Source organism: Euzebya rosea, assembly GCF_003073135.1.
In the GTDB taxonomy this organism is placed as follows: Bacteria; Actinomycetota; Nitriliruptoria; order Euzebyales; family Euzebyaceae; genus Euzebya; species Euzebya rosea.
In genome coordinates, this window is record NZ_PGDQ01000018.1 from 93,220 (window position 1) to 119,384 (window position 26,165).

Here is a 26,165-nt window from a genome sequence, read left to right on the forward strand (position 1 = left end):
CCGACCCCGGTTCCCACATGTCCCTCACCTCCCCCTCCCCCGACAACCAGTCCGCGCCGGTGGACCTGATGGCGCGCAACGCCGACGCGCCGCCGCTGGACCCGACGCTGGTCGCCCCGCCGCGGCTGCGACTTGCGGTCCTGACCTGCATGGACACCCGCATCGTGCCCAACCAGGCGCTGGGGTTGGCCGCCGGCGACGCCCACGTCATCCGCAACGGCGGGGCGCGCGCCACCGACGACGCCGTGCGGTCGCTCGTGCTGTCCACTCGCCTGCTCGGTGTGCGACAGGTCGCGGTGATCCACCACACCGAGTGCGGCAACGCCGGGACCGACGAGGAGCTCCAGGACAAGCTGCGCGAGACCGGGATGGTCGACGTGCCCGAGGTCCTTCATGCCAACGGCCCGACATCGCTGGCCGACGACGTGGCGCGGCTCCGCACGCCGGGTCTCCTGGCCGACGGGACCACGGTCGAGGGCTACACCTACGACGTGAGGACCGGCCGGCTGATACCGCTCGAGGACGAGGGGTGAAGCAGGGGCTGACGGTCGCCAACCACGGCGAGAACGCCGACATCGGCTGGCTGGCCGACCTGGCCGTCGCGGCCGAGGAGTCCGGTTGGGACGGCGTGTTCGTCTGGGACCACATCGGTCGGACCGGCCAGCCCCCCATGGTCGACCCCTGGATCGCGCTGGCCACGATCGCCACGGTGACCGAACGGGTCCGGATCGGGCCGATGGTGACCCCCCTGGCCCGTCGCCGCCCGTGGAAGGTCGCTCGCGAGGTCGCCACCCTGGACCACCTGTCCGCAGGGCGGATGGTGCTGGGGGTTGGCCTCGGCGTGCACCCCGTGGAGTTCGACGCGCTCGGCGAGGAGGCGGACCCACGCACCCGCGCCGGCATGCTCGAGGAGTCCCTCGAGCTGCTGCGGGCGTTCTGGACCGGCGAGCCGGTGTCGTTCGAGGGACAGCACTACACCGTCGACGGGGTGGAGCAGCAGCCCACGCCGATGCAGGACCACGTCCCGATCTGGGTCGCCGGCGTGTGGCCCAACCGCAAGCCGATGCAGCGGGCCGCGCGGTTCGACGGGGCCTTCCCGATCACCGACGGGGGCATGACGCCGCAGGACTTCCGCGACGTCGCGGCCTTCGTCGCCGAGCACCGCGTGGACGACTCGCCTTTCGACATGGTCCACGAGGGCACGTCGGCGGCCGGAGAGGACCTGTCTGCCCACGCCGAGGCCGGGGTCACCTGGTGGCTGGAACGCTGCCGGCCGGAGCAGCGGACCCCGCAGGAGACATGGGACCGGGTCCTCGCCGGCCCCTGGCGGGGCTGAGGGCCGCGGGTCGGGCCAGCCGCGTCAGGGGCAGTCGTCGTAGCCGCTGCCCGGGTTCGGCTGGTTGGGGATGGAGGGGTCCACGACCTCGACGTGGGTGTGCGGCCACGACGGTTCGGCCGTCCACTCGTCGACCTGTGAAGCGAACGGCAGGACGTGGGCGTGGGCGGCGAGCGGGGTGACGCCCGCCTCGACCCGGTCGCCGACGGCGACGTGCAGCCCGACGACGTGCAGCACCTTGACCTCCCAGGAGGGCTGGGCGTCGGGGGCGATCACCGCGTACTCGTCGGTCAGGTCGCAGTAGAGGGTGTAGGAGCCGGCCCGGATGACCGTCCCGGTGACCGGTGACCGGATCTCTCCCGTCGGGTCGACGACGACGTCGGCGGCGCTGCGCTCGCCGCTCAGGCGGTCGCGGGACTCCAGCACCAGCGGTGCCGCGGCGGTCTCCAGGACGTCGAGGTCACGCGCGCCCTCGTGGTTGGACTGGTGCAGCCCGATCCGCTCCACGACGTCGGCTGGGTGGTGCAGGACGATGCCGGCCACCGACGCGAACGGGGAGAATCCGGTGACGAAGGCCTCGCGGGGCTGGGGGTCGGTCGCCGGCGCGAAGGTGCCCGGCTGCTCCTCGGGCTGGACGGGTGGAGTCGGGGGCTGAGTCGTCGTGCGGGGTGTCGGGGTGGCGGTCGGGGCAGACGCTGCCGGTGGAGTCGCCGCAGGCACCGGCGTGGGGCCGGCTGCGCTCGTCACCCCACCCCCGGTCGGCGCGATCGGGGCCTGCGTCGCGTCCTGACGATGATCGGCACGATCGTGGGTCCCGGCGAGGGCCACAACCGGTGCGGAGGGGGTGCGGGCCGCCGTCACCGCCGACCCGGTCACGAGCAGGCCGGCGACGGCCACGGCCAGCACCGTGCGGACGCGGTGGTCAGTCCCGCCACGCCACCGTCCGCTGCCTGCCCGCGCCACCGGCCGATCGCCCATCGCCTCGACGGTAGCACCGGGCCGACCTGCACGGTCCGACCGGTTCGACCCGTTCGACCCGCTACACCGCGCACCGTGCGATGCAGGGCTCGGCGCGGACGGGCCGTGCCGTGGTCCTCACCGTCCGATGACGACCGTTGACCCGCGCGCAGGGCGGGCGGAGACTCGGCCGACAGCCCACCACCTGACCAGAGGGGTCCCCGTGAAGGCCAGCGACCTGTTCCTGAAGTGCCTCGAGGCGGAAGGTGTGCGCTACATCTTCGGCGTGCCCGGCGAGGAGAACGCCGACGTGATGATCTCGTTGCTCGACAGCGACATCGAGTTCGTCATCTGCCGCCACGAGCAGGGCGCCGCGTTCATGGCCGACCTCTACGGCCGCATGACCGGCGAACCGGGTGTCTGCCTGGGCACCCTGGGGCCGGGTGCGACCAACCTGATGACCGGTGTGGCGAACGCCGACATGGACAACTCCCCCCTCGTCGTCATCACCGGGCAGGGGGCGACCACCCGGCTGCACAAGGACTCCCACCAGGCGATGGACGTCGTGCGGATGTTCGAGCCCGTCACCAAGTGGAGCCAGACCATCTGGGACGCCGAGAACATCACCGAGGTCACCCGGAAGGCGTTCAAGATCGCCCGGGCAGAGCATCCCGGCGCCACCCACATCGAGCTGCCCGAGGACGTCGCCAAGATCGACATCGACGACGAGCCGATCATCCCCGGCATGAAGGTCCGGCGACCTGCCGCAGAGGAGAAGGCGGTCGCCCGGGCGATGGAGGTCCTCGCCGAGGCCGAACGTCCGATCATCCTCGCGGGGCACGGCTGCGTGCGCACACGGGTGTCCACCCAGCTCAACCGGATGGTCGACGAGACGGGCATGTACGCCACGACGACGTTCATGGGGAAGGGTGCGATCTCCGACCGGCATCCCCAGTCGTTGTTCGCCGCTGGCCTCGGCGCCCGCGACCACGTCATCGACGCCTTCGAGGATGCCGACTGCGTCATCGCCATCGGCTACGACTTCACCGAGTGGCACCCCGAGAAGTGGAACGTCGGCCCCCAGAAGCACATCATCCACATCGACTTCCACCCCTCGGAGGTCGACGCGCACTACCGGCCGGAGGTCGAGGTCGTGGGCGACCTGGCCAACGCCCTGTGGCAGATGAACGAGGCCCTCACCGACGACCACCGCGACATGGGCTGGGATCGGCTCGAGCGGATGCGGCGGACCCTGGAGTTCGAGATCCTCGAGGAGTTCTCCCTCGACGGTGGGTTCCCCGTCAAGCCGCAGCGGGCCCTGCACGACATCCGGGCCGAGCTCGCCGACGACGACATCCTCATCTCCGACGTGGGGGCCCACAAGATGTGGACGGCGCGCCACTACCCCACCTACGAACCCAACACCTGCATCATCTCCAACGGGTTCTGCTCGATGGGCATCGCCCTGCCGGGGGCCATCGGCGCCAAGCTGGTGCACCCCGACAAGCGGGTCGTCGGGCTGATGGGCGACGGCGGCTTCATGATGAACATCCAGGAGCTCGACACGGCATACCAGTACGAGGTCGCGCCCACCTACGTCGTCTGGGACGACAGCTCCTACGGGCTGATCGCCTGGAAGCAGGAGGCCCACTTCGGCCGGACCAGCCACACCACCATGCGCCACAACGACCTCGTGGCCGTGGCGAAGGGCTTCGGCGCCCACGCCGTCCGCATCGAGTCCGCCGACGAGCTCCGGCCGGCGCTCAAGGAGGCGTTCGCGATCACCGACCGGCCGTCGGTGATCGTCGTGCCGATCGACTACAGCGAGAACATGAAGCTGACCAAGCGGCTCGGACAGCTGCTGCCCCACTGACGTCCCGACAGCGCAACGGGCCCGGCGCGATGTGCGCCGGGCCCGTCGTCGTCGGAGGGTGCCGCTACGCGGGGCAGCCCTCCCCGTTCAGGGTTGCGACGAAGTTCGCCACGACCGATGGGCTGACTGCGGCGTCTCCGCCGTAGACGTAGCCCTGCTCGAGCGTGTCGACGTTGGCGCAGATGTAGTCCTGCACCACCGATGCGAGCTCGGTGCTGGGTGTCAGGGTCACCGGACCACCCTTGAGCGCCGAGTGCACGCCACCGGCCAGGGCATCGGCGAAGTCGTCACCGCGGGCCAGCCCGATCCGGGTGGGTCCGTCGAAGAACTCCTCGGCCACCATGACCGCGGTGGCCTCACGGCCGGACCCCACGATCGGGGTGGCGTCGGGGAACGCCGTCGCAGCAGGTCCACCGATGGCGTAGGTGGGCGTGTCGGGCCGGTCGGCCAGGTAGGCGGTGACGCCCGGGTGGGCGACGCCGTCGGGCGTGATCAGGACGAGACCGTCGACCTCGCCGGCTGCGGCGCCCGCCGACAGGGCGTCGGGGAACCGCTCACCGGAGGCGATCAGGATCGCCTCGGGGTCGCCGATCTCCTCGGCCACGGCAAGGCCCGTCTCGAACCTGGTCGGGCCGGCCAGCCGGACGACCTCGTAGCCCGCTGCCGTCAGGGCCAGCTCGACGTCCTCGGACTGGGCGGCTGTGCCACCCATGAGGTACACGGTGCCACCGTCGGGCAGCACCCGGTCGATCTCGGTCATGGTCGCGGGATGCATCGACTCCTGCTGGGTCAGCAGCAGGGGGCCGTTGCGGCGGACCGCCAGCGGGGTGGCCGTCAGGGCGTCGAAGGGAACGTCGGCCCGGGTCAGCACGACCGCGTCGGCGCTGTCGTCCTCCGGGAAGGCGTCCATCGACACCGCGATGGCGGTCTCGATGCGGGTCTCCCCGGCGAGGACGACCCCCTCGATGGGACCAGGCGGTTCCTCACCCGAGGCGACCAGCGTGGCCGTCGGGCTCGTGCCCACGTCATAGGCATCGCCGTCGATGACGGTCACCTCGACCGTGGCGCCGTCGGTGGCGTCCTCGGCGAAGTCGACCGGGACCGACACGATGTCGGTTCCCGCGGGGATGGTGGTGGTGCCGGAGAGGGCCGTGTAGTCCTCACCCGGGATCGCGGTGCCACCGACGCTGTAGGCGACGGTGAGGGCGCCGAGGGACGACCCGCCCGTGTGGGTGAACACGAACGTGTCGTCCGCAGCGGCGACGCTGACGGCCGGGACACCACCCGGTGTCCCACCGCCGCCACCGCCGCCGGTGGAGCGGCCCGCGATGGTGACGGTGGCCGACGACGGGTCGCCGACCTCGTAGCCCGCGCCGGGCAGCAGGTCCATGACGACCGTCCTGGATCCGGTGGGTGTCGCGATCACGTCGACGTCGACGGTGGCAGTTGTTTCGCCCGTCTCGAACGTCACCGAGCCGGAGAGTGTGCTGTAGTCGGTCCCGGGGACGCCGGAACCGGACACGTCGTAGTCCACGGTCATGTCGAAGGCCGGGTCGTCACGCGTGATCGTGAACTCGCCGGGTGTCGTCGTCGTGGCGGGGGTCTGGGTCGCCTCGACCGTCACCGTCGTCGCGGGCGGGGTTCCGACGGTCACCGTGTCGCCGGTGATCGCGTTCGCGTCGCCCGGGTTGTCGGTGACGTGATCGACGATGTTGGTCAGGTTGGTGTCCGCAACACCGTCGTCGACGGTGACCTGGTAGGTGATCGAGATCGGATCGGCGCTCGGGCCGGCGTAGTCGTAGCAGACGATCGTGCCCGCGGTCAGGCCGGTCGCCGGTTCGTTGTTGTACAGGGCGTCACCGGCGGTACCGGCGGCGTTCTCCCAGCCTGCAGTGACCGGGTTGGTCAGGCTGTTGAGGTCGTCGAAGGCGACAACGATCTCCGGCCCCACCGGGCTTGCGGACCTCGAGACCCAGGCCTGCATCGTCACCGCGTCGGTGTAGTCGCCTGTTGGCGCGCCGAACGGCACGAGGTTGCGGTAGTCGATGATGGACACGTCACCCGGACCGGAGCCGGTCGCGGCAAGGGACACACCGGCGGTGTTGTCACCCTCGTACCGGATCTCGTAGTCATCCCAGAGCAGGGCGAGCACGTTGTTGGGGAAGGCCGGGTTCGGCACCGCCTGCGGGACCCAGGGAGACCCGCCGTAGTTGGTACCCGAGTCGAAGATCAGGAAGCCGTCGTCGGTGAACGACACCCCTGCGTACTCGTCACCGAGGTACTGGAACGGGGAGCCGGACGCTCCTGTCGTGAAGACGACCGTGTCCCCCGAGATACCGGCGTTGGCGGGGATCGACAGGTCCCTGAGGTCCAGGTAACCACCGGGGATCTGGGTGTCGCACGAGGGGTCGGTGCCGTTGGTGGTGATGGTGTAGCTGCCGGCCACGCCGAATCGGGTCGGCACGGTCGGGGTCCAGCGGATCTGGCCGTTGGCGTAGGACACGTCATCGAAGGACATGTCCGGGCCGGACAGGGAGTTCGGCACGTACGTCATGCCGTCGGGGATGGTGTCGACCAGCGTGTAGGCCAGGTCCTCCGGGGTGGTGTTGGCCTCCACCTGGAGCGTGTAGGTGACGACGTCACCAGGGCTGGCGGTGTCGACGTCGGCGGTCTTGCTCACGTCGTCGGCAGCCCGTTCGATCGTGACGGGGATCGACCCGATGTTCGTCGGCGTCTCCGGGGAGGTCCCCAGATCGACGATGCCGAACCAGCGGTCCCCCTCCTCCGCGTGGGGGAGGTCCCAGAACACGCGGATGTCGAAGGGCTCGATCGCCGGGTGGGTCGCCGGACCCTCCACGTGGGCGTTGCCGAGGTCCGTCTGGGGGACGACCGCGGTTCCGACAGTGGCCAGGCCCGGGTCACCGTCCCAGTGCTGGACCAGGACCCACCAGCTGCCGGCCTCGGGGGCGTCGATGGTCACCGACTCGAGGGCCGTACCGCTGGCCGACAACGCAACTTCCTCGCTGGGGTCGACGTCGTTCTCACCGTCGGCGTCGAACCCGACGAACAGGTCGAGGTCCTGCGGGACGGACTCGAAGATCTCGGCGATCAGGCGACGAGAACCTTCGGGGACATCGACCCAGACGACCTGGACCGTCCCGTCGTTGATGTTGTCGTAGGGGTCGCCGTTGGTGGGGTCGGGACTGAGGTCCATCTCGGTGAGGTCAGCCTCCACGAGACCGGACACCGAGGAGGTGAAGTCGGTGATCTCGAGGCCCTGCAGGTCCTCGACCGGCCACGAGCCGTGGTCACGGCGGGTCTCGATGGCGATCTCGTCGGGCAGCACACCGGTGGAGGGCACCACGGCGAGCGGCATCGTCACCGCGGGGACGGAGGCGTCACTGGGGACCAGCGTGATCCGGCCGAAGAGGGTCGACCCCTCGGTGGCGGCGGTCACGTCGGCCGACACGGCGATGTCCATCGTGTCGCCGGGCGACACCGTTGCCGGGGTGAGGGTCACGTCCAGCACGAGGCCGTCATCGCTGACGATCGACGGCGTCCAGGTGACGTCGGCTGGCACGTCGGCACCGGTCGGGACCGACGCGGTGCGAGCCCACTCGCAGATCAGCAGGCACTGGGAGTTGGCGAAGGAGGGGATGTTGATGGCCTTCGGATCGCCACCCTCGGCGGGGTTGGCGGCCTCGTAGTCGGCGATGCTCTCGTCGAACAGCAGACCGGCGTCGACCGCACGGTCGACCTGGGCCCGTCCGGCGCCCTGCTCGTAGGGGTTGGCGAGGTTGCCTTCGTGGGTCACGACCGTCGGGGTGGCGGTCGTCATGAGGGCGGACTGCACCTCGGCGGGGGTCCAGTCGGGCCGGACCTGGCGGATGAGCGCGGATGCGCCGGCCACGTGCGGGCTGGACATCGAGGTGCCCGAGATGAAGCCGTGGACGACGTCGTTGTAGTTGACCGGGCTCTCCGACGCGCCGTCACCGAGCGCGGCCAGGATGTCCACGCCCGGGGCGGTCACGTCGGGGACGATGACGTCGACGGCCTGGTTGGGACCACGGGAGGAGAAGCTCGCGAGCACGTCGCCGTACTCGTCGCCGACCTCGAAGTTCGTGCCCGAGATCGCGGCCTGGTGGTCGGTTGCGCCGTTGTCCAGCCACGCCTTCAGGGCCTGGCCGTCGGTCCACGAGATGAACACACCGGGGATGACGTACTCGTCGCCCAGGAGGGACGTGTCGTTCAGCTCGTCGTTGACCAGCACGAAGCCGTCGGCGCCGGCGTCGGCTGCAGCCTGGCTCTTGGACACACGGCCGGACACGCCGCGGTCACAGATGACGATCAGGCCGCTCAGGTCGGTCCCGGCTGGCCAACCGCCCTCGATGCAGAGCCCGTTGTCGTAGTCCTCGGCGTGCACGATCGGTCGCGAGCCGATGCCCGCCGCTGTGGCCTTGCCGGCGATGTCGGGCAGGTTCCCGTTCGCGCTGGTCAGCCCGGTCAGGGTGCTGGCGTTGTACCGGTTGTGGGTCGACGCACCGACGGAGGTGATCCACGGGGCGTCAGCCGGCGAACCCGTCGTGGTCAGCAGCGGGCCGGCGTTGCCGTTGGAGGTCACGACGCTGATGCCGGCGGCACGGGCGTTGAGGTAGCCGACGCTGTCGAAGTCGTCCCACAGCGCCGAGGGCGACGCGGAACCGATGGAGTAGTTGATGACGTCGACCCCGTCGGCGATGGCCTGGTCGATCGACGCGGTCAGCCCGCTGAGGCTGCAGCAGCCGGTGTAGGAGATGATGTTGGCGTGCGGCGCGACACCGGAGATGGTGACCGGCGGGGTGGTCAGGCCGGAGGGGGTGTCGACGCTGATGTCGTGCAGGACGTTGCCGCCCGAGGTGGAGGCGGTGTGGGAGCCGTGGCCGTCGTAGTCGAGGGCGTTGCCCGCGGCCCCCGGGTCGAGGAAGCCCCAGGCACCGATCAGCTTGTCGTTGCAGGGGAAGTCGGGGTCGTACTGCTCGGTGTTGGCCGGGTCGCAGACACCGTAGAACTGCCCGCGGGGGTTGGTGTGGTCGTACCCGTCGCCGCCGACGTCGGCGAAGGAGGGGTTGTTCGGGCTGATGCCGGTGTCGATCGTGCCGATGACGATGCCCTCACCGCAATAGCCGACGCAGGGTTCGGTCCCGGCGGGCGGGTTCTCGCCCCACACGTCGTCGGCGCCGAACCACGTGGGCCCCTGGTCGGTCTGAAGGATCCGCTCCTCGTCGAGCGAGATGCGGGCGACCTCGGGGTCGAGGGCCACGCGACGGGCCTCGGCAGGGGTCAGGATCGCGGCGAGGCCGTTCACGGCGTACTGGTAGGTGAAGGGCACCTCCACCTCGCGGTCGGTCGCGCGGTCCATGCGGTTGGCGAAGTCGACCTGCACCTCCTCGAGGTGGGCCTCGTAGGCGCGGACGGCCTGGCTCTCGGTGTCCAGCTGGCTCTCGCCGTTGGTCGAGGTGGCGGCCAGGCCGTCCTTCCCGCCCCGGTAGCTGGGGACGGCCGGGTCCTGCAGCTCGATCAGGTACACGCGCGGTTCGTCACCGCGACCGAGGTCTGCGTCGCTGGCCGGACGCGCCATGGAGTCGACGGCATCGACGGTCGCCGGGCGCAGGTCGGTACGGTCGAGCGCCCTCGACGATCCGCCTGCTGCACTCGCGGGCGGGGCCAGCAGCCCCGCAAACGCGATCGCGACGATCAGGGAGGCGACCCCAATCCAACGTGGAACGGACACGGAACGGGTCATTTTCAGCTCTCCCCTTGGCACGAAAAACGGCGACTGCCACCCGGAGGTGATCCGGGGCCCCGAGCCGCGGCGGGCAGATCGGAGCGGGGTGAACCTATACCGAACGGGCGATGACTGCGAGTCATTTCACGACACGCGTCGAACGAGCCGTCAACGGCCCGCCAAGCAGCCCACGACGCCGGCGTGCAGCACGCTCGCCCGTGACCCGACGGACCTATCGGATCGGCTGGACCTCACCGATCTCGGCCCGGTGCCGGCCACCGTCGCTGGGCAGCGGCGGGACGATCCAGATCGTCACCCATCCCACACCCTCGGCGCCCTCGAGGGTCACCTCCACGTCACCGCCGCCGTCGGCCGTGCCGACGAGGGTCGTGTCCTCCAGCGACGACGGCCGGTCGGCGGACACCCGGACCTCGGCGGTGATGCCGGGCGTGACCCCGAAGAGCCGGACCGCGGACAGGTCGGTGGGTTCGGCGAGCTGCAGGGTGACGCCGACGCCGGACTTGAGGTTGCCGAAGGACGCGGAGTTGTACCCCTCGGTCCGCCAGGTGGTGGCGGGGTCACCGTCGAGCAGCAGGGGCGCGTCCTCGTCGTACTCGCCGCCGTCGCCCTGCGGGTCGAAGCCCGTGGCGCTCGCGACGGCGACGGGAGTCTCCCCGCTCGAACCCGCGTCGGCATCGCCGACGCCGTCGTCGGAGGTGTCCTGGCCGCCCGCCAGGCCGATGGCCAGCAGCGCCGCGACCGCGACCAGCACGGCAGCTGCCACGACCGCGATCATGGACCGTCCACCGCGACGAGGCCTGCTGGGCCGCTCGGCGAACGCGGACTGGCTGCCCCCGACACCGTCAGCGGGTGGCTGTGCGGGAGTGCTCGACATCGCAGGCAGCGCTGCCGTCGACTGGTGGGCAGCGCTCGGCCGGGTGTCGTGAAGGGCCGGCGCGGGCTGGTCGAGGGAGGTCCGCAGCGCGTCGGCCATGGCCTCGGCGGTGGGGAACCGTCCCGCGGGCTCCGGTGCCATCGACCGGGCGATCACGGCGTCGAGGCCCGGGGGCACGGACGGATCGCGGTCCGACGGACGGATCTGCACGCCGATGCGGGCACCCGCGATCTGGACGGGGGTGGCACCGTCGAACGCGCGCTGGCCCGTCAGGCACTCGAACAGCACACACCCCAGGGCGTACTGGTCCGCGCGGCCGTCCAGCGCCTCTCCCGTCGCCTGCTCGGGCGCCAGGTAGGCGGCGGTGCCGATGATCATTCCGGTGGAGGTCAGGTCCCGGTCACCGTGCTCGACCTTGGCCACCCCGAAGTCGGTCAGCTTGGGCGTGCCGTCGCGGCCGTCCAGCAGGATGTTGCCGGGCTTGACGTCGCGATGGACGAGGCCCGCCGCATGGGCGTGCGACAGCGCGTCGAGCACCGCGGCGCCCAGGTCCACGACCTCCTCGGGGGTCAACCGTCCACGCCGGTCCAGCGCGTCGGCCAACGACTCGCCCTGCACCAGCTCCATGACGTGGAAGGCGGTACCGTCGGGTTCGAGCCCGGCGTCGAGCACGCTCACGATGCCGTGGTGCGTCAGCTTGGCGGTCATCCGCCCCTCGCGACGGAACCGTTCTGCCGCGTCGGAGTGGCCACGCCAGTCCGGGAGGAGCAGCTTGACGGCGACCAGCCGGTCGAGCTGGCGGTCCAGGCCCGTCCACACCTCCGCGGTGGCACCGACACCCAGGCGCTCACGCAGCTCGTACCGGTCGGCGATGACCAGGCCTGCGGTCACGGGCTGGTGGACGTGCGGCGCACGCGGCGCTTGGCGAACGGCCTCCTCGGTGAGCGCGCGCGCAGGATCGATCAGCGTCGGCTGTCGCTGGTCGTCGCTGTCGGGCTCGGGGCTCGTCATGTTCGGGGCTCGTCGGGGTCACGGGGTGGACTCGCGTGCATGGGGGCAGTCGCCGGGGCCGCGGCCACGGACTGCCTCCGGCCCACACTGCCCCAACGCGAGAGGCCACGAACCATATCGACCGACCGACGATGCCGGGGAGCAGCCCGCGCGGACGCTTCGATGACATCACGCGGCAGCCGTTCCCTCGCCCCTCCCCCGCTGGTAGAACCACACCATGACCAAGGTGACGCTGAGGGCAGGGTCGACCGGCGAGTTCCGCGAGGTGCGGTCGCCCTGGAGCGGCGAGGTGATCGCCGAGGTCGAGCAGGCCGATGCGGCCCTCGTGGACCGCGTGCTGGCACGGCAGACGGCCCTCTTCGCGGACCGTCCCGGCTGGCTGCCCCACCACGAACGAGCGGCGATCCTGCGACGGGCGGCGCGGCTGGCGGAGTCCCGGCTGGAGGACCTCGCCCTCCAGGTCGCCCGCGAGGGCGGCAAGCCGCTGACCGACGCCAGGGCAGAGGTGGCCCGCGGGGTGAACGGCCTCGAGCTCGCCGCGGAGGAGGGCACACGCATCGCCGGGCACGAGGTCCCGATGCGGGGGACGGCGGCCGCCGCGGGACGGCTGGCGTTCACCACCCGCGAACCGCGCGGGCTCGTGGCGGCGGTCAGCGCCTTCAACCACCCCTTCAACCTGGTCGTCCACCAGGTCGCACCGGCGGTTGCCGCCGGATGCCCCGTGGCGATCAAGCCCGCCAGCGCCACTCCCCTGTCCTGCCATGCGCTGGTCGACCTGCTGCTGGAGGCCGGGCTGCCCGAGGACTGGGCGGTCGTCCTGCCGATGCCGGGCCGGGTGGCCGAGTCACTGGTCACCGACCCCCGCATCGCCTTCTTCAGCTTCATCGGCTCGGGCGAGGTCGGCTGGGGCCTTCGCCGCAAGGTCGCCGACGGGGTGCGGTGTGCGATGGAGCACGGCGGGGCGGCACCGCTGATCGTCGACGAGGGGGCCGACCTCGAGGCGCTGGTGCCGAAGATCGTCAAGGGCGGGTACTACCACGCCGGCCAGGTCTGCGTGTCGGTCCAGCGGGTCTTCGCCCTGCGATCGATCGTCGACGAGCTGGTGGACCGGGTCAGGGCCGAGGTCGCCGGGCTCGTGACCGGCGACCCCACCGATCCCGACACGCAGGTCGGCCCGCTGATCGAGCAGGGCGAGGCGGACCGGGTCCACGAGTGGGTGCAGGAGGCGGTGTCGGCAGGTGCCCGGTTGGTCGAGGGTGGCCAGCCGATGGACCACCAGTGCCATGCGCCGACGCTGCTGGTCGACGCGCCCGCAGACACGAAGGTGCGAACGATGGAGGTGTTCGGTCCCGTGATGAACATCGCCGGCGTGGACACCCTCGACGAGGCGATCGCCGCCGCCAACGACGTGCCGTTCAGCTTCCAGGCGTCGATCTGCACCGCTGACGTGACCCGGGCGATGTACGCCGCCAGCCGCATCGACGCCAACGCCGTGATGATCAACGACCACACGGCCTTCCGCGTCGACTGGATGCCCTTCGGCGGCCGCAGGGTCTCGGGCCTGGGGCTCGGCGGTATCCCCCACACGCTGCATGAGATGACGGCCGAGAAGCTCATCGTCCTGCCCGCCCCCTGAGGCGTCAGCAGCCGTCTGCCTGCGTCAGCAGCCGTCTGCCTGCGTCAGCAGCTGCCGCTGCCGGGGTTGCCGACGTTCTCGATGGAGGGGTCGATGACCTCGACGTGGGTGTGGGGCCACGAGGGTTCGGCGGTCAGGTCGTCGACCTGTGACCGGAACGGGAAGCTGGTGGCGTGGTCCGCCAGCTGGGTCGAGCCGGCCAGCACCCGCGAGCCGACCTCGACGTGCAGGCCGCTGATGTGCAGCAGCTTCACCTCCCACTCGGGAGCGGCGTCGGGTGAGATGACCACGAAGCTGTCGTCGTGGGTGCAGTACAGCCGGTAGCCGCCCGCACGCACGACCGTGCCGGTCACCGGCGCGAGGATGGGTTCGTCGGGCGGGACGACGACGTCCGCGGCTGACCTGGGCCCGCTCAGGCGACCGCGTGAGGGCATCTCCGTCCACGGCACCGCGCTGTCCAGCGGTTGCTGCTCGCGGGCACCCTCGTGGTTGGACTGGTGCAGTCCGACGTGCTCGACCACCGCGGCCGGGTGGAGGACGCGCAACCGCGGCGTCTCGGCGAACGGCAACCCGTTGGTCATCCATACGGTCCGGCCGTCGGCGGCGACCGCCTGGTTCGGCTGGGTCGGGGGTGCCGACCAGCCGCGGTCCCACCCGGCCGACGCCGGCTGGGCCACCATCACCAAGGCGAGGAGGGCCACCGCCATCAGGACCGGGCCTGCCACGACTGCCTGACGTGCGTTCATGGGCGGAGCCTACGACGCGCCGGGACGGTACCGATGGCGCGTCGACGGGCAGGATGGTCGTCGTGTCGACCGTTTCGCTGCCCCGTCCCGTTCGCCTGGGCGCATGGTCGGCGGTCGTGGGACCGGTCGTCTACGTCGGCACCTGGGCGCTTGCCGGGGCGCTGCGCGACGGCTACTCCCCGACCCGGGACGCCATCAGCGAGCTCGGCGAGCTGGGCGCATCGACGGCGCCAGCCATGACCGCCGCGTTCGTGCTCTTCGGCCTGAGCGCACTGCCGTTCGCCCGGGTGGCCGACCGGCTGCCGGGTGCTGGCCGCGCGCTGCAGGTCGCCATCGTCGTGACCGGCCTTGCCACGGCCGGCGCCGGGGTGTTCCCCTGCTCCGCCGGGTGTCCCGGGCCCGGGTCGTCGTTCACCGACAACGGCCACGCGATCGTTGCCACGGTGGGCTACATCGCGCTGATGGCCTGTCCGCTGCTCAGCGGCCGCGCAGCGATCCGCGCGGGGGCTCGCTGGTTCGGCTGGGCCTCGGTGGTCCTCGGGACGATCGGCGTGATCGGCATGACCGCATGGGTGCTCGGGCTCGCAGGGGACGCCTACGGCGGCCTGCTCCAGCGTGGCTTCAACACCGTGGCCGACGTCTGGTGGGTGTCGGCCGGGGTGGTGCTGCTGGCCGGACCGGTCCCTGACCGATCGACCCTCGCCGGGAATGCCTCACCCGCTAGACTGGTTGAAGGCTCAACAACATTGTCGACCCCCTCGGAACAGCCATGACCATCCACATCCTTGCCCTGTCCGGCAGCCTTCGTGCAGCCTCGACCAACACGGCGGTCCTGCGCACCGCGATCGAGCTGGCGCCCGACGACGTCGAAATGTCCATCCACGACCTGCGTGACCTGCCGTTCTACGACGGTGACCTCGAGGAGGCCGGGGCCCCCGAGTCCGTCGAGGCACTGCGCACGGCGCTGGAACGGGCCGACGCGCTGCTCATCGCGACGCCCGAGTACAACTGGTCGGTCCCGGCCGTGCTGAAGAACGCGATCGACTGGGCGTCGCGCGGGCCCGACTCGCCGCTGGAACAGCTCCCCACCGCGGTGATCAGCGCTGCCGGCGGCAGCGGTGGCCGGCGGGTGCAGGCCCACCTGCGAGAGGTGTTCGCCCACAACGACGTCGACCTGCTCGACGAACAGGTCATGATCCCCCGCGCGCGCGTCCACATCGAGGACGGGCGCCTGGTCGGCGAGCCACACCGCACCGAGGTCCGGTCGCTGGTCGCGGCCCTGGCCGAGCACGCCGAGTCGATGGCGTCCCGCTCGGCCGCCTGAGCCGCCCCGCGCGGGCCCGTCGTCAGCAGGGCTGGGCGTCGGCCAGCGGTTCGTGGTCGTGCAGCTGGTAGCCCTCGCCGGCCGGGATCAACGTGTCCTCGTACAGCCACAGGAGGCACCCCGCGACGTCGGCTCCCGGCAGGAACCCCTCGGTCTCGTACTCGATGCTGACGAACAACCGTCCGTCGTCGGCGCGTTCGACCTCCTCGATCGCGAGGTAGGGGATGCCCAGGCGCGCCCACTCCTCGGCAAGGTCGTCGACCGTCGTGTCGCTTCGGAACGCTGGCGTGTAGAGGTCGTGCAGGGCGGTGTAGTCCTCGGTGTTGATCGCGGCGGCCCATTCGCCGTAGAGGGCTTGCAGCGTCGGCCCCTCGGGGTCCTCGACGACGAGCACCACGTCGTCGGCGGTGACGATGAGCGGGACCTCGATGACCAGCGCCGCCTGGACCTCCGAGCTGTCCTCGTCGACGTCCTCACCGTCGGCCGCCTCCGATGCAGGGGGCGGGGGCGGCGGATCGTCCGGCAGCCACCACCACAGGGCGGCTGCGCTGACCAGCATGCCGAGCACCACCCCGCCACCCACCAGCGCGGCACGTGCGCGACGACGGCCACGGCGCCGGGGGCCCGTCGGCTCGTCGGCTTCCGCCTGGGCTGGCGGCGTCACGTCGTCCGGATCGGCCGCCAGCGCCGCGGGCGACGCGGGGACGGCCGGGGCGTCCGGAACGGCGGGGGCACCCGGGAAGGACGTCACGATCGTCGGTGCGGACCGGTCGGGTCCGAGCTCGGCCCGCAGGGTCGGGGCCACGGGGTCAGCGGGGAACGGTGCCGTCGAGGGGGGCAGGCCCAGCGCCTCCTGCGCCCGGCGGAGCGCCTGGGCCATCTCGACGGCGTCCCGGTAGCGGGCCTCGGGCTGCTTCTCCAGCGCCGTGTCGAGGATGTCCACGACGACCGACGGGATCCCCTCCTCCCGCAGGTCGGGGTGCGCCTCCTCCACGGTGCGGCTGAGGGCGGGCAACAACCCGGCGTCGTCGGCCCGGCGGAAGGGGGACCGACCGGCCAGCAGCGTGTACAGGGTGCAGCCCAGGGAGAAGATGTCGCTCGCGACCGACGGCTGTCCGCCGCTGATGATCTCCGGCGCCGTGAACCCGGCCGACAGCGCCTGGCCGCTGACGGAGGCCTCGTGGTCGACCAGCCGGGCCACCCCGAAGTCGGTGAGCAGCGGTTCGCCGTAGTCGCTGAGCAGGACGTTGCCCGGCTTGAGGTCACGGTGGAGGATGCCCCGGGCATGGGCGGTGGCGACGGCCGAGGCCAGCTTGACGCCCAGGTCGAGGACGCGCTCGACGGGCATCGGCCCCTCCCCCGCATCGCGGCGTCGGACCAGGTCGCCCTGCAGCGAGCCGGACTCCAGCAGCTCCATCACCAGGTAGGGCAGCCCGTCAGCGGTGTGGCCGGCATCGAGGATCGTCACGATGTGCGGGTGGCCCCGCAGCGCCCCCATGGCCTGGCTCTCCCGTTCGAACCGCAGCAGCGTGTCGGCGTCGGTGTCGGCGACGTTGATGACCTTGATGGCCACCCGCCCAGCGACCGCACCCTGTTCGGCCGCCCACACCGACGCGAAGCCACCCCGGCCGACCAGGCCCGTCACGGTGTACCCCTCGATCACGGGGGCCCCGGCCAACGGCGCGATGTCGGGAGAGTCGTCCGGTCCGGCCACGGGCCGAGCGTACCGGCCCGGACCCCCGCGGAGGGGACGGCTCGACGGGTCCGTCGGCAACGCCTCACCGGCGACGCCCGACCGACAACTGTCGCATGAACCACCGTCGGTTCGGGCATGGTCGCAGCCATGTCTGCCGATGTCGCCGCCCGCCTGTACGACCTGCTCATCGACGACGACGCCACGGGGAGCGACGACGTCGAACCCGAGGTCGCCGAAGCCGCGCCCGGCAACACCCTCCGGATCGTGTCGGCCCTCACCCTGCAGAAGATCGGGGACCGGATCGCCGATCCGAAGTCCGTGCTGGCGTGGCTGCTCGCGACCGTCGGCGCGCCCGCTGGCCTGACCGGCCTGCTGGTCCCGATCCGCGAGTCGGGGTCGTTGTTGCCGCAGGCGGCGATGCTGCCGAGGATCCGCACCGTCCACCGACGGTCCCGTGTGTGGGTCGCCGGCGCGGTGGGACAGGCGCTCGCCGTCGCCGCGATCGCCGCCACGGCCGTCGCCCTGCGCGGGGTCGCCGCCGGGGTGGCCGTCCTGGCCGCCCTCGCGGCGTTCGCCGTCAGCCGGGCCATGTCGTCGATCGCCTACAAGGACGTGCTGGGCCGGACCATCCCCAAGGGCCAGCGCGGGCAGGTGTCGGGGCTGGCCTCGGTGACCTCCGGGGTGGTGACGATCGCCCTCGGCCTGGGCCTGCGCCTGGTCGGCCAGGACTCCGGCGCGGTGGTGCTCGCCGGGCTGCTGGCGGCCGGCGCGGCGATGTGGGCCATCGCCGCGGTGGTGTTCGCGACCGTCCGGGAACCCACCGAGGTGGAGGCATCGGCCGCCGACGACCGGGAGGACGTGTCGACCCTGGCCACCCTGCGCCACGACGCCCCGTTCCGGCGCTTCGTCACCGCCAGGGCGCTGCTGCTGGTCTCGGCGTTGTCCCCGCCGTTCGTGGTGGCCCTGTCCAACGACGAGGGTGATGCGGCGCTGGCACAGCTCGGCCTGTTCGTCGTCGCACAGGGGCTGGCCTCGATGCTCGGCGGTCGGATGTGGGGACGCTTCGCCGACCGCTCGAGCCGCCGGACGATGATGGCGGCGGCGGGGGCGGCCTCCGCGGTCGTCGTCGCCTTCCTGGTCGTCGGCACGGGGGTCGACGCCGCATGGCTCTTCCCCGCGGCCTACTTCCTGCTGGCGCTGGCCCACGAGGGCGCCCGCCTGGGCCGCAAGACCTACGTGACCGACATGGCGGAGGGCGACCAACGAACCACCTACGTCGCGGCGTCCAACACGGCGATGGGTGTCGTGCTGCTCGGTGCCGGGGCGATCAGCAGCGGGCTCGCGCTGGCCGGTCCGCGCCTGGCGCTGGGGTTCCTCGCCGCGGCCGGGCTGGCCGGTGTCGTGGTCGGCCGGTCGCTGCCGGAGGTCTCGGGGCCCTCTCCCGACTGAGGACCCGGGCCGGGCCGGACGTCGTGGACAGCGGTCGGAACCATCCGGGCATCGTGTACCTCCAACACGGGTACTGGGGGCCAGAGGGGTCTCCGCAAACCCATCGAGGAGTGTTCACCGTGTTCGCCCGCCGTCTGCCGCTCGCCGGCCTGTTCGTCGTCCTGTTGTTGTTGACCGCCGCCTGCGCAGACAGCGCAGGGTCGGCCGTTGGTTCCGGGTCGACCGCTGATCCCGATGCCACCGCCGAACCCGCCGACCCTGGCACCAACGCCGACGACACCGTCTCGTCACCGCCGAACGGGATCTGCGACCCGGAGGTGACCGAGGGCTGCGACGACGCCCCGGTCGATCCCGACGCCGGCGACTGTCCGCCCGAGGGCTGCACTGCCTGGCAGGAAACCGCGATCGTCGACACCGAGGGCACCCCTCGGGCCCGTGGGTTCGAGTCCTTCGAGGCCGTCGACGACACCCTCGTGGTGCGCTGGTGGTCGGGCGTCGAACCCTGCACGGCGCTGGCCGACGTGAAGGTGGAGGAGACCGACACGACCGTCACGGTGACGGTGTTCGAGGCCAGCATCCATCCCGACGAGGCCGACGTGGCCTGCATCGAGATCGCGCAGGCCAAGCAGCACACCATCACCCTCGCCGCCCCCGTGGGTGACCGCGAGGTCATCGACGGCGGCGCCGGACAGTAGCCCTCACCCACCGGGTCGACGGGAGGTGGACGTGTCTTCCCCTGGACACCTCCCGTCGACCGTCCGGGTCGAACCGTCCGGGTCGAACCGTCCCGTCGACCCCCCGGTCGAGCAGGGCCCGGTCAGTCCCGGGAGCCGCCCGCCCGGTCCATGCGACCGGCGACCGCACGGAACACCGGCGGGGCGACGTGGCGCAGCGTCACGAGCGGGGCGTACCAGCGGGGCACGGTCTTCTCGCTCTTGCCCGAGCGGATGACCTCCTCCACGGCCTCGGCGACCATCTCGGGTTGGCCCACAAAGCGGCCGATGGGGCTGCGCTTGACCTGGGTCTGCGGGAAGCCCTCGGTCTCGATGAAGCCCGGGTTCAGCGAGCAGACCGAGATGCCGCGCGACGCCCAGGCGTAGGACAACGACTCGCTGAGGCCGACGACACCGAACTTGCTGGCCGCGTAGGCCGCCGGGCCGATGCCGACCTTGCCGGCCACCGAGGCGATGTTGACCACGCGGGCCGGCGCGCTGCCCTCCAGCAGGTCGGCGAAGGCCAGCATGCAGCGGATGACCCCCTGCAGGTTGATGTCGATGGTGCGCAGGGCGTCGTCGAGGTCGTCGCGGGACCGCAGCGCCCCACCGCCGACGCCGGCGTTGTTGACCAGGACGTGGCAGGCGCCGTACTCATCGGCGACCCACGTGACGAGGGCGTCGACGGAGGCGGTGTCGGCCACGTCTGCGGCCCGGGGGACGATCCCGGCGTGCGCGGCCGCGAGGGCCTCGAGGCGATCCTCTCGACGGGCGACCGCGACGACGGTCATGCCGAGGCCCGCGAGGCGGATGGCGGTTGCCTCGCCCAGGCCGGAGGAGGCGCCGGTGACGACGGCGATCTTGCCGGTGAAGTCGTAGCTCATGCCCCCACGCTACGCAGGGGCAGGGGGCGGGGGCGAACCCGGATGTTCGTGGTCAGGCGGTGGCGAGGGCGCGGGCGACCGCCGGCCAGGCATCCACGACCGCGGGGACCATCGGCCGCCATCCCGTCGCCTCGACGAAACGCGCGTTGGACACCCGCTGGGACCGCGCCACGAACGCCATGACCGGCAGCAGCGCCGCTGCCCTGGGCACCATCCGGACCCGGCGACCGACGACGGCCTCGAGCGCCGCGAGGTGTGCCGCACGGGTGGCCGGACGGTCCTCGCAGACGTTGTAGGTGCCGGCTGGCGCGTCGAGGGCGGCCACGACGCCCGTCGCCGCGTCGCCCACGTCGACCATGGTCTGGTAGGCGCCGGGTCGACCGACCAGGGGCGCCCGTCCCTTCGCGGCGCCGTCCAGCAACGCCTGCGTCATCGGCGACTCGGGCTGGACGAACTGGCCGAACCGAAGGACGACGCCCACCCCTCCCCCGGCGGTGAACCGTGCCGTGCTGGCTTCGGCATCGACCATGGCGGCGTTGAGCGACAGCGGTTCGAGGGGGGCGTCCTCGATGATCCACGCATCGCCGTGGTCGGCGTGGGCGAAGCAGATCGACTCCTGCACGTAGCGGCCGGCTCCGCTGGACAGCGCCGCGTCGACGAGGATGCGCGAACCGTCCCGACGCAGCCGTTCGTTCTCGGCCCAGCCCTTCTTCGTGGCGGCCGAGGCGTCGGTTGGGATGCGGGTGGCGAGGTTCATCACCACGTCGTGGCCGGCGACGGCCGAGGTGACCGCGTCGGCGTCGAACAGGTCGATCCGTGCGGGGGTGGCGCCGAGGCCCTCGAGCACCGCTGCGCTGCGATCGCTGCGGGCGATGCCCGTCACGTCGTGACCGGCCGCAACCAGCCTCGTGGTGGCCAGGCGGCCCACCCCTCCGGTAGCTCCTGCGACGAACACCTTCATGTCCCTGTCCTCTCCTCCGGGTGCCGCCGTGCGCGGCGTCGGTCGTGTCACCACCTCCGACGGATGAGGTCGCGGCCGTGTGACCGATCGCCGGGAAATCGTTCGCGCACGGGATCGTCCGGGAGTAGCGTGCGCCGTCGTGGGAGGTCACGGCCGGTGACGGTCTTCCGACTGGCAGTCGCCGCGCTGGTGATGGGGCTGGTGATCGCCGTGTTCGCGTGGCTGGCCGTTCCCACCGTGCAGGTGGCCGCGCTGCCGTTCTTCTGCGGCACCGATGCCCGCATCGTGCGGGTCACGACCCGGACGACCGCCGTCGACATCGACGGGGCACCCGTGTCGACGTCCAGCGACCTCGGCGGGATGTGGTGCATCGGCGGGCCACGGGAACGGACCCGCCCCAACCAGGCGCTGGTCGTCCTGGTGCTGGGCGCGGAGGCGGGCGTCGTCCTGCTGGGCGGGATGCTGGTACGTGGTCGTTTGCGTCGACCGGTACCCGAGCCACCGCTGGGCGCCGGGCCACCGCTCACCGACGGGACGCCGGCATGAGCCGGCGACGGTCCGTCGTCGTGGCGCTGATCGGCGCGCTGCTGCTGCTCGGGGGGTGTGGCGTCGAGACGGTGACCGACGAGCGGTTCGCCGCCAGGCCGGACCTGTACGGCGGCTACTTCTCCTTCACCGAGGCCGGCATCAGCGAGGTCCGTGATCTCGTCGGCGGTGACACCGTGCCGGTTCGGTTCCTGAGCCTGCTCGACAACAGCGAGGCGCAGGTGCAGGCGGTCCCCGCTGGGGATCCCGGCGAGCTGGACCTCTGGGTCATCGATGACGGGCGGGTGACCCGGCGCCCGGTGGTCGATCCCAACGTCGGGTCGACGTTCCCGATGACCGACGAACGCATCGGCGTGCTGGTCCGGGTGGCGGAGGACGCCATCGCGGAGGCCGAGCGGGAGGAGGGCGGCGTCCTCGAGTCGCTGCACGTCAGCGTCGACGGCATCACGGCCGAGATCCACAGCGAGCGTCGGACCACGACCCTTCGCTACGACGGGGGCGGCCGCCTGACCGGGCGGGACTGACCGGGCCAGCGCTGGTCGTGGACAGCCCGGTGGTCGACCGCCCGGGTGGTGCGCGGACTCAGTCCAGGTCGGCGGCCTCGCCGGCGATGCCGTGGTCGGCGAGCCATCCGTCGACCGGCTGGTCGGGCGGCAGGTCACCGGCGGCGGCAAGGCGGTGGAGGAACCGAACCGGGTCGTCGAGGTCGTCGGCCGTCCCGCCGAGCAGCGCCACGATCATCGCGACTGCGGAGGCGTCGTAGCGACGCCCCCACCGGCTGACGAGGCCCTCGCCGTCGGTCCGTTCGTTGTGGATCTCCATGCCGTCCGTCCCGCCGACGGCCGTCGTCCGGAACATCCGGCCGTCGTCGTGCTGCTGGGCGAACAGGAGGGTCGGCTCGGTCATCGCCGGCACGGTACCCGTCGGCTGAGGTGTGGGCTCGGCGGGGAACGGGCACAACCCCTCCGTCCTGTCCAGTCCTGCGTCCGAGGAAGGTCCACATGCTCGCCACGATCCTGCGTACCGTCGGAACGGCTGCCTTCGGGTTGGCCGACAACGCCGAGTCGATCTCTCGGCGGATGCGCACGACGGCGGACCGCATGGCGACGACGTCCCGCCAGCGGTGAGGCGCAGGGGCAATCCCCTCGGGATCCGGTGACCGCCGAGACCACCGCCGACGGCCATCACATCGTCGTCGACGGACGGCGCTGGCGGGCGACCGACCCGGCCATCCCCGAGGCGTTCCGGCAGGAGCTGGTCAACGAGCTGATGGCCGCCCGACGGGCGGTGCGGGATGCGGACGGCGAGGAGGAGGAACGGGCCGCCAGGCGACGCGTCCAGGACGCCAAGGTCGCCCTCGGCGAGCGCGGACACCCGTGGTGGGAGGCACCGACGCACGCCTCGCTGGCTGACCGGTCCGCGTCGACGGCCGTCGCGCTGCTCCGTGGCCGCGCCCCGAAGTCCTCGATCTGCCCGAGCGACGTGGCCCGGGTCGTGGGCGGCGAGGAGTGGCGTGACCACCTGCCCGCGGTCCGCGATCACCTGTGGACCATGGTCGACGACGACGTCCTGCGCGCCACTCAGGGCGACGACGAGCTTGCCTCCCGTGACGGGGTGAAGGGGCCGATCCGCCTTCGCCGCGGTCCCCGTTTCTGACCGCCCGCCACCGGGCGTCCCGGCTGCGGCCGTCCCATCTGGCCGCAGCGGTGTGTGCGATGCACCACCCCTGAGGCAGGCCATCGCACTCGGGGTCGGCCCTCGTGTGCGTTGCCCACCTTGTGGTGGAGGGGAACCCACACGCCGCCCGAGGGTGGGTGGATTGGGCCACCCGACCCGAGGGGGAACGCACACACCGACCGTCCGGCCCAACCCGGCCGTCAGACCCGAAAACCACGAAAGCCCCCAAGATTTGGGGGCTTTCGCAGGGGTTGGACTCTGTTCCATAACTGGAGCAGGTCTCGAGCGGACGACGAGATTCGAACTCGCGACCCCCACCTTGGCAAGGTGGTGCTCTACCAACTGAGCCACGTCCGCGTGGACTGGTGAGTATGCCTCGACCTCCCGGGGTCTGCAAACCACGACACGCTGTTTCTTGGAGAAACCTCGTGGCCGTGGTTCCGACCCCGGTGCGGTCGGACGGGAACCCCGCCTAGAGGGGCCGGCGCGGTCCCACGACGGCCTCCAGCTGCTCCTCGGGCGACCCGGCGTAGGCATCGCCGACGTTGCCCACGCCGCCCGGCAGGATCACCATGCGCTGCTCGGCGACGATCTCGCTGAGGGGCAGCGTGGTGTGGGCGTTGTCGGAGTCGGCGATGAACAACAGATGCAGGCCGTGGGTGCCGATCGAGCCCTGGTAGAAGCGCGCGGTGTTCACGTCCTCGACCTGGCCGGCCCAGTGCTCACGGGGCCGCTGCTCGGTCGTCCCGTCCTCGTGGGTGAAGGTCCACGTCTCCCAGCGGGGGTCGCCGCTGCCCTCGTCCAGGCCGCGCCGGTGCAGGTGCGGGCCGGGGTTGGACCCGGTCCCGTCGTCGAAGGTGGCGTCGTCGCGGTAGTACGGCATCGCCACCACCCCGTAGGGCGAGCCACCCGGGGTGACGTCCTCGGCGTGGAAACGGCTGACGAGCGTCCCGTTGGGGCCGGTGATCTGCTCCCACTGCAGCATCTGGTTGACCCCGGAGAAGCGGGGGTCGGTCGTGTCGACGTCGTTGTTGACGCAGGCACCGTCGGGCGCACATCCGCCGGTCGGGCCACGCGGCGACCCGACGCGGATCTCGCCGGACTCCACGCCGAACTCCTTCAACCCCTCGTCCTGCACGAGGATGCCGTCCTGGCCGACGTACATGCGGCTGTTGCCCAGCGCGTCGTCGTTGACCCCGTCGATCGGCACGCCGTCGGGGACCTGCGGGTTGTAGTAGGTGTCCACCGCGCCGGCGTTGTAGTCCCACTGGGTGTAGATGCCGTCGATGGGCGTGATGACGTGCACGCGCAGGAAGTTCCGCTGACGCATCTCCTCGGCGTAGAAGAACTCGCGACGCACGACGTTGGTGCCCGAGTCGGCACCCCACGTCTCGCGGATGGCACGCACCGGTCCGACCTTCTCCCCCATCAGGATCGAGGAGCCGCCCCAGTTGTTCTCCTCCTCCTCGTACCCACAGCACGGCGTCTCGCCACCGGGACGCTGCTGGAACGCACGGGCCTTCCACTGGTCGACCAGGTCCGGCCCATAGGTCCAGTCGTCGCCAGCAGAGACACGCCAGTCCGTCATCAGCCAACGACCGTCGTAGCGGTACCGGTAACGGGCCGTCGTGATCGTGGCCCCGTCCCGGGGACGACGCTGCCGGGGGTCGTCGGTGATGCAGGTGCCGTCGCTGTCGGTCCACGCCCCCTCCGGCGCCGCGCCGTAGTTGTCGTAGGAGGACTCGGAGAACTCGTAGACGTCGGCGTCGGCGTCCCGCTCGTAGCGGACGTAGCCGTTGTCACCGTCGAAGGCCGGCGCCACCTCCCCCATCATCACGTAGGCGTAGCCGACCACGAGGCCGGTCGCGGGGTCGAGGACGCTGATCTCCCGGGCGTCGGTGATGCCGTCGGGCAACCCGCCCTGGCTGGGCGCCCGCTCCCCTGCGTCGCGGGCCATGAAGACCAGCTCGTCGTCGGTGTCCAGACCGGGGACGGTGTCGGGCGTGAACGTCGTCTCGCCGTCGGTCGGGGCGGCAAGGCACGGGTCGTCGGGGTGCTCCCCCATGAACCGGAAGCCCTCGCGGTCGAACACGTACGTGGTGTGCTGGTCGGTCTCGGAGTACGCGGCGAAGCCCGAGTTGTTGTTGGACAGGAACCGCACGTCCATCTCGTCGACCTGGAAGGGGATCTGCGTCCATCCCTCCGCTTCGGTCCAGCGCCAGCCGGTCAACGACTCGATGGCCGGACCGGCGGGCGTGACCGTGCCCGTGGCGACCGTCGGGTCCTCGAAGGTGTTGTGGGTGCAGGTGTCCTCGGGCTCGGGCATCCCGCTGCCACTCGCCAGGCACCGTGCCCCGTCCGCACCGCCCGGGTGGGCTGCGACGTTGGCCGGTACGGCCCAGCCGGCCAGCTCGGCCCCCTCGATCACGATCGGGATGGTCTCCAGCCCCTGCGGCAGCTCCAGGCGGGAGGATGCGGTGGAGGGGACGACGGCGGCCAGCAGCGCGAGGACGGTCAGCAGCGCGGCGGCGGCGGTGGGCAGGAGGCGGCGGGTGTTCTGACGGCTCATGACACCCAGTTCGACCGCCGACGTCGGGCTTCCTGCTGGACGCCCTCCGAACCTGCTCGTGACCGTCACGAGCCCGGGTGGGAGGGGCGTCGGACGGTCAGCGTCCGGTCGAGCCGAAGCCGTCGCCG

The 26,165-nt window shown here is 71.6% G+C and carries 21 protein-coding genes and 1 tRNA gene; 12 read left to right on the forward strand and 10 right to left on the reverse strand.

Annotated features, from left to right (window positions below):
* The first annotated feature begins 17 nt into the window (after positions 1–17).
* Together CUC05_RS20790 and CUC05_RS20795 are read left to right on the forward strand one after the other, a co-directional pair.
* Complete coding sequence (locus tag CUC05_RS20790) at positions 18–533, forward strand: beta-class carbonic anhydrase (protein WP_108668052.1); 516 nt, start codon at positions 18–20, stop codon at positions 531–533.
* Complete coding sequence (locus CUC05_RS20795; protein ID WP_157965838.1) at positions 530–1,336, forward strand: LLM class flavin-dependent oxidoreductase; 807 nt, start codon at positions 530–532, stop codon at positions 1,334–1,336. The genes CUC05_RS20790 and CUC05_RS20795 overlap by 4 nt, the downstream gene beginning before the upstream one ends.
* Positions 1,337–1,360: 24 nt before the next feature.
* On the opposite strand, the gene CUC05_RS20800 is transcribed toward CUC05_RS20795, so the two are convergent.
* Entirely contained in the window at positions 1,361–2,314 is a 954-nt protein-coding gene (locus CUC05_RS20800; RefSeq protein WP_108668054.1) for a hypothetical protein, read from the reverse strand.
* Between the two features lie 202 nt (positions 2,315–2,516).
* Here CUC05_RS20800 and CUC05_RS20805 point away from each other — a divergent pair, with 202 nt between their 5' ends.
* Complete coding sequence (locus CUC05_RS20805) at positions 2,517–4,166, forward strand: acetolactate synthase large subunit (RefSeq protein WP_108668055.1); 1,650 nt, start codon at positions 2,517–2,519, stop codon at positions 4,164–4,166.
* 64 nt (positions 4,167–4,230) lie between these two features.
* On the opposite strand, the gene CUC05_RS25980 is transcribed toward CUC05_RS20805, so the two are convergent.
* Positions 4,231–9,936, reverse strand: a complete 5,706-nt coding sequence (locus CUC05_RS25980) for a S8 family serine peptidase (protein WP_170128077.1) — start codon at positions 9,934–9,936, stop codon at positions 4,231–4,233.
* Positions 9,937–10,162: 226 nt separating this feature from the next.
* On the reverse strand, positions 10,163–11,836 hold the full coding sequence (locus CUC05_RS20815; protein WP_108668057.1) for a protein kinase domain-containing protein: 1,674 nt from the start codon (positions 11,834–11,836) through the stop codon (positions 10,163–10,165).
* 217 nt (positions 11,837–12,053) lie between these two features.
* On the opposite strand from CUC05_RS20815, the gene CUC05_RS20820 reads away from it, so the two are divergent.
* Positions 12,054–13,472, forward strand: coding sequence for an aldehyde dehydrogenase family protein (locus CUC05_RS20820; RefSeq protein ID WP_108668058.1), 1,419 nt, complete (start codon positions 12,054–12,056; stop codon positions 13,470–13,472).
* A gap of 44 nt (positions 13,473–13,516) precedes the next feature.
* Here the strand turns inward: CUC05_RS20820 and CUC05_RS20825 are convergent, their stop codons facing one another.
* The gene (locus CUC05_RS20825) at positions 13,517–14,218 is read right to left on the reverse strand and encodes a hypothetical protein (RefSeq protein ID WP_108668059.1); all 702 of its coding nucleotides are present in this window, start codon (positions 14,216–14,218) and stop codon (positions 13,517–13,519) included.
* Between the two features lie 62 nt (positions 14,219–14,280).
* Here CUC05_RS20825 and CUC05_RS20830 point away from each other — a divergent pair, with 62 nt between their 5' ends.
* Together CUC05_RS20830 and CUC05_RS20835 are read left to right on the forward strand one after the other, a co-directional pair.
* Positions 14,281–14,991, forward strand: coding sequence for a DUF998 domain-containing protein (locus CUC05_RS20830; RefSeq protein ID WP_157965839.1), 711 nt, complete (start codon positions 14,281–14,283; stop codon positions 14,989–14,991).
* Positions 14,988–15,542 carry an NADPH-dependent FMN reductase gene (locus tag CUC05_RS20835; protein ID WP_108668061.1) on the forward strand — a complete coding sequence of 185 codons (555 nt, stop codon included), beginning with the start codon at positions 14,988–14,990 and terminating at the stop codon, positions 15,540–15,542. Before CUC05_RS20830 ends, CUC05_RS20835 begins: the two co-directional genes overlap by 4 nt.
* Before the next feature lie 22 nt (positions 15,543–15,564).
* On the opposite strand, the gene CUC05_RS20840 is transcribed toward CUC05_RS20835, so the two are convergent.
* Positions 15,565–17,256 carry a serine/threonine-protein kinase gene (locus CUC05_RS20840; RefSeq protein ID WP_157965840.1) on the reverse strand — a complete coding sequence of 564 codons (1,692 nt, stop codon included), beginning with the start codon at positions 17,254–17,256 and terminating at the stop codon, positions 15,565–15,567.
* A 129-nt stretch (positions 17,257–17,385) separates the two neighbouring features.
* Here CUC05_RS20840 and CUC05_RS24950 point away from each other — a divergent pair, with 129 nt between their 5' ends.
* Together CUC05_RS24950 and CUC05_RS20850 are read left to right on the forward strand one after the other, a co-directional pair.
* Positions 17,386–18,687, forward strand: coding sequence for an MFS transporter (locus tag CUC05_RS24950; RefSeq protein WP_157965841.1), 1,302 nt, complete (start codon positions 17,386–17,388; stop codon positions 18,685–18,687).
* Between the two features lie 119 nt (positions 18,688–18,806).
* Positions 18,807–19,382 carry a hypothetical protein gene (locus tag CUC05_RS20850; RefSeq protein ID WP_157965842.1) on the forward strand — a complete coding sequence of 192 codons (576 nt, stop codon included), beginning with the start codon at positions 18,807–18,809 and terminating at the stop codon, positions 19,380–19,382.
* A gap of 122 nt (positions 19,383–19,504) precedes the next feature.
* On the opposite strand, the gene CUC05_RS20855 is transcribed toward CUC05_RS20850, so the two are convergent.
* Both CUC05_RS20855 and CUC05_RS20860 read right to left on the reverse strand, forming a co-directional pair.
* Positions 19,505–20,284, reverse strand: coding sequence for an SDR family NAD(P)-dependent oxidoreductase (locus CUC05_RS20855; RefSeq protein WP_108668065.1), 780 nt, complete (start codon positions 20,282–20,284; stop codon positions 19,505–19,507).
* A gap of 52 nt (positions 20,285–20,336) precedes the next feature.
* Complete coding sequence (locus tag CUC05_RS20860; RefSeq protein ID WP_108668066.1) at positions 20,337–21,245, reverse strand: NAD-dependent epimerase/dehydratase family protein; 909 nt, start codon at positions 21,243–21,245, stop codon at positions 20,337–20,339.
* A gap of 156 nt (positions 21,246–21,401) precedes the next feature.
* Between CUC05_RS20860 and CUC05_RS20865 the strand changes: the two genes are divergently transcribed.
* Together CUC05_RS20865 and CUC05_RS20870 are read left to right on the forward strand one after the other, a co-directional pair.
* On the forward strand, positions 21,402–21,791 hold the full coding sequence (locus CUC05_RS20865) for a hypothetical protein (RefSeq protein ID WP_108668067.1): 390 nt from the start codon (positions 21,402–21,404) through the stop codon (positions 21,789–21,791).
* Positions 21,788–22,315 (forward strand): hypothetical protein, encoded by a 528-nt coding sequence (locus tag CUC05_RS20870; protein WP_108668068.1) that lies wholly within the window; start codon positions 21,788–21,790, stop codon positions 22,313–22,315. The genes CUC05_RS20865 and CUC05_RS20870 overlap by 4 nt, the downstream gene beginning before the upstream one ends.
* A 58-nt stretch (positions 22,316–22,373) precedes the next feature.
* Here the strand turns inward: CUC05_RS20870 and CUC05_RS20875 are convergent, their stop codons facing one another.
* The gene (locus CUC05_RS20875) at positions 22,374–22,697 is read right to left on the reverse strand and encodes a hypothetical protein (protein WP_108668069.1); all 324 of its coding nucleotides are present in this window, start codon (positions 22,695–22,697) and stop codon (positions 22,374–22,376) included.
* A 95-nt stretch (positions 22,698–22,792) separates the two neighbouring features.
* On the opposite strand from CUC05_RS20875, the gene CUC05_RS25985 reads away from it, so the two are divergent.
* Positions 22,793–22,918 carry a hypothetical protein gene (locus tag CUC05_RS25985; RefSeq protein ID WP_276308929.1) on the forward strand — a complete coding sequence of 42 codons (126 nt, stop codon included), beginning with the start codon at positions 22,793–22,795 and terminating at the stop codon, positions 22,916–22,918.
* Between the two features lie 28 nt (positions 22,919–22,946).
* Positions 22,947–23,447, forward strand: a complete 501-nt coding sequence (locus CUC05_RS20880) for a DUF3253 domain-containing protein (RefSeq protein ID WP_108668070.1) — start codon at positions 22,947–22,949, stop codon at positions 23,445–23,447.
* Positions 23,448–23,752: 305 nt separating this feature from the next.
* On the opposite strand, the gene CUC05_RS20885 is transcribed toward CUC05_RS20880, so the two are convergent.
* Positions 23,753–23,825: transfer RNA gene (locus CUC05_RS20885), tRNA-Gly, on the reverse strand.
* A gap of 115 nt (positions 23,826–23,940) precedes the next feature.
* The gene (locus CUC05_RS20890; protein ID WP_108668071.1) at positions 23,941–26,037 is read right to left on the reverse strand and encodes a hypothetical protein; all 2,097 of its coding nucleotides are present in this window, start codon (positions 26,035–26,037) and stop codon (positions 23,941–23,943) included.
* Positions 26,038–26,165: the final 128 nt, after the last annotated feature.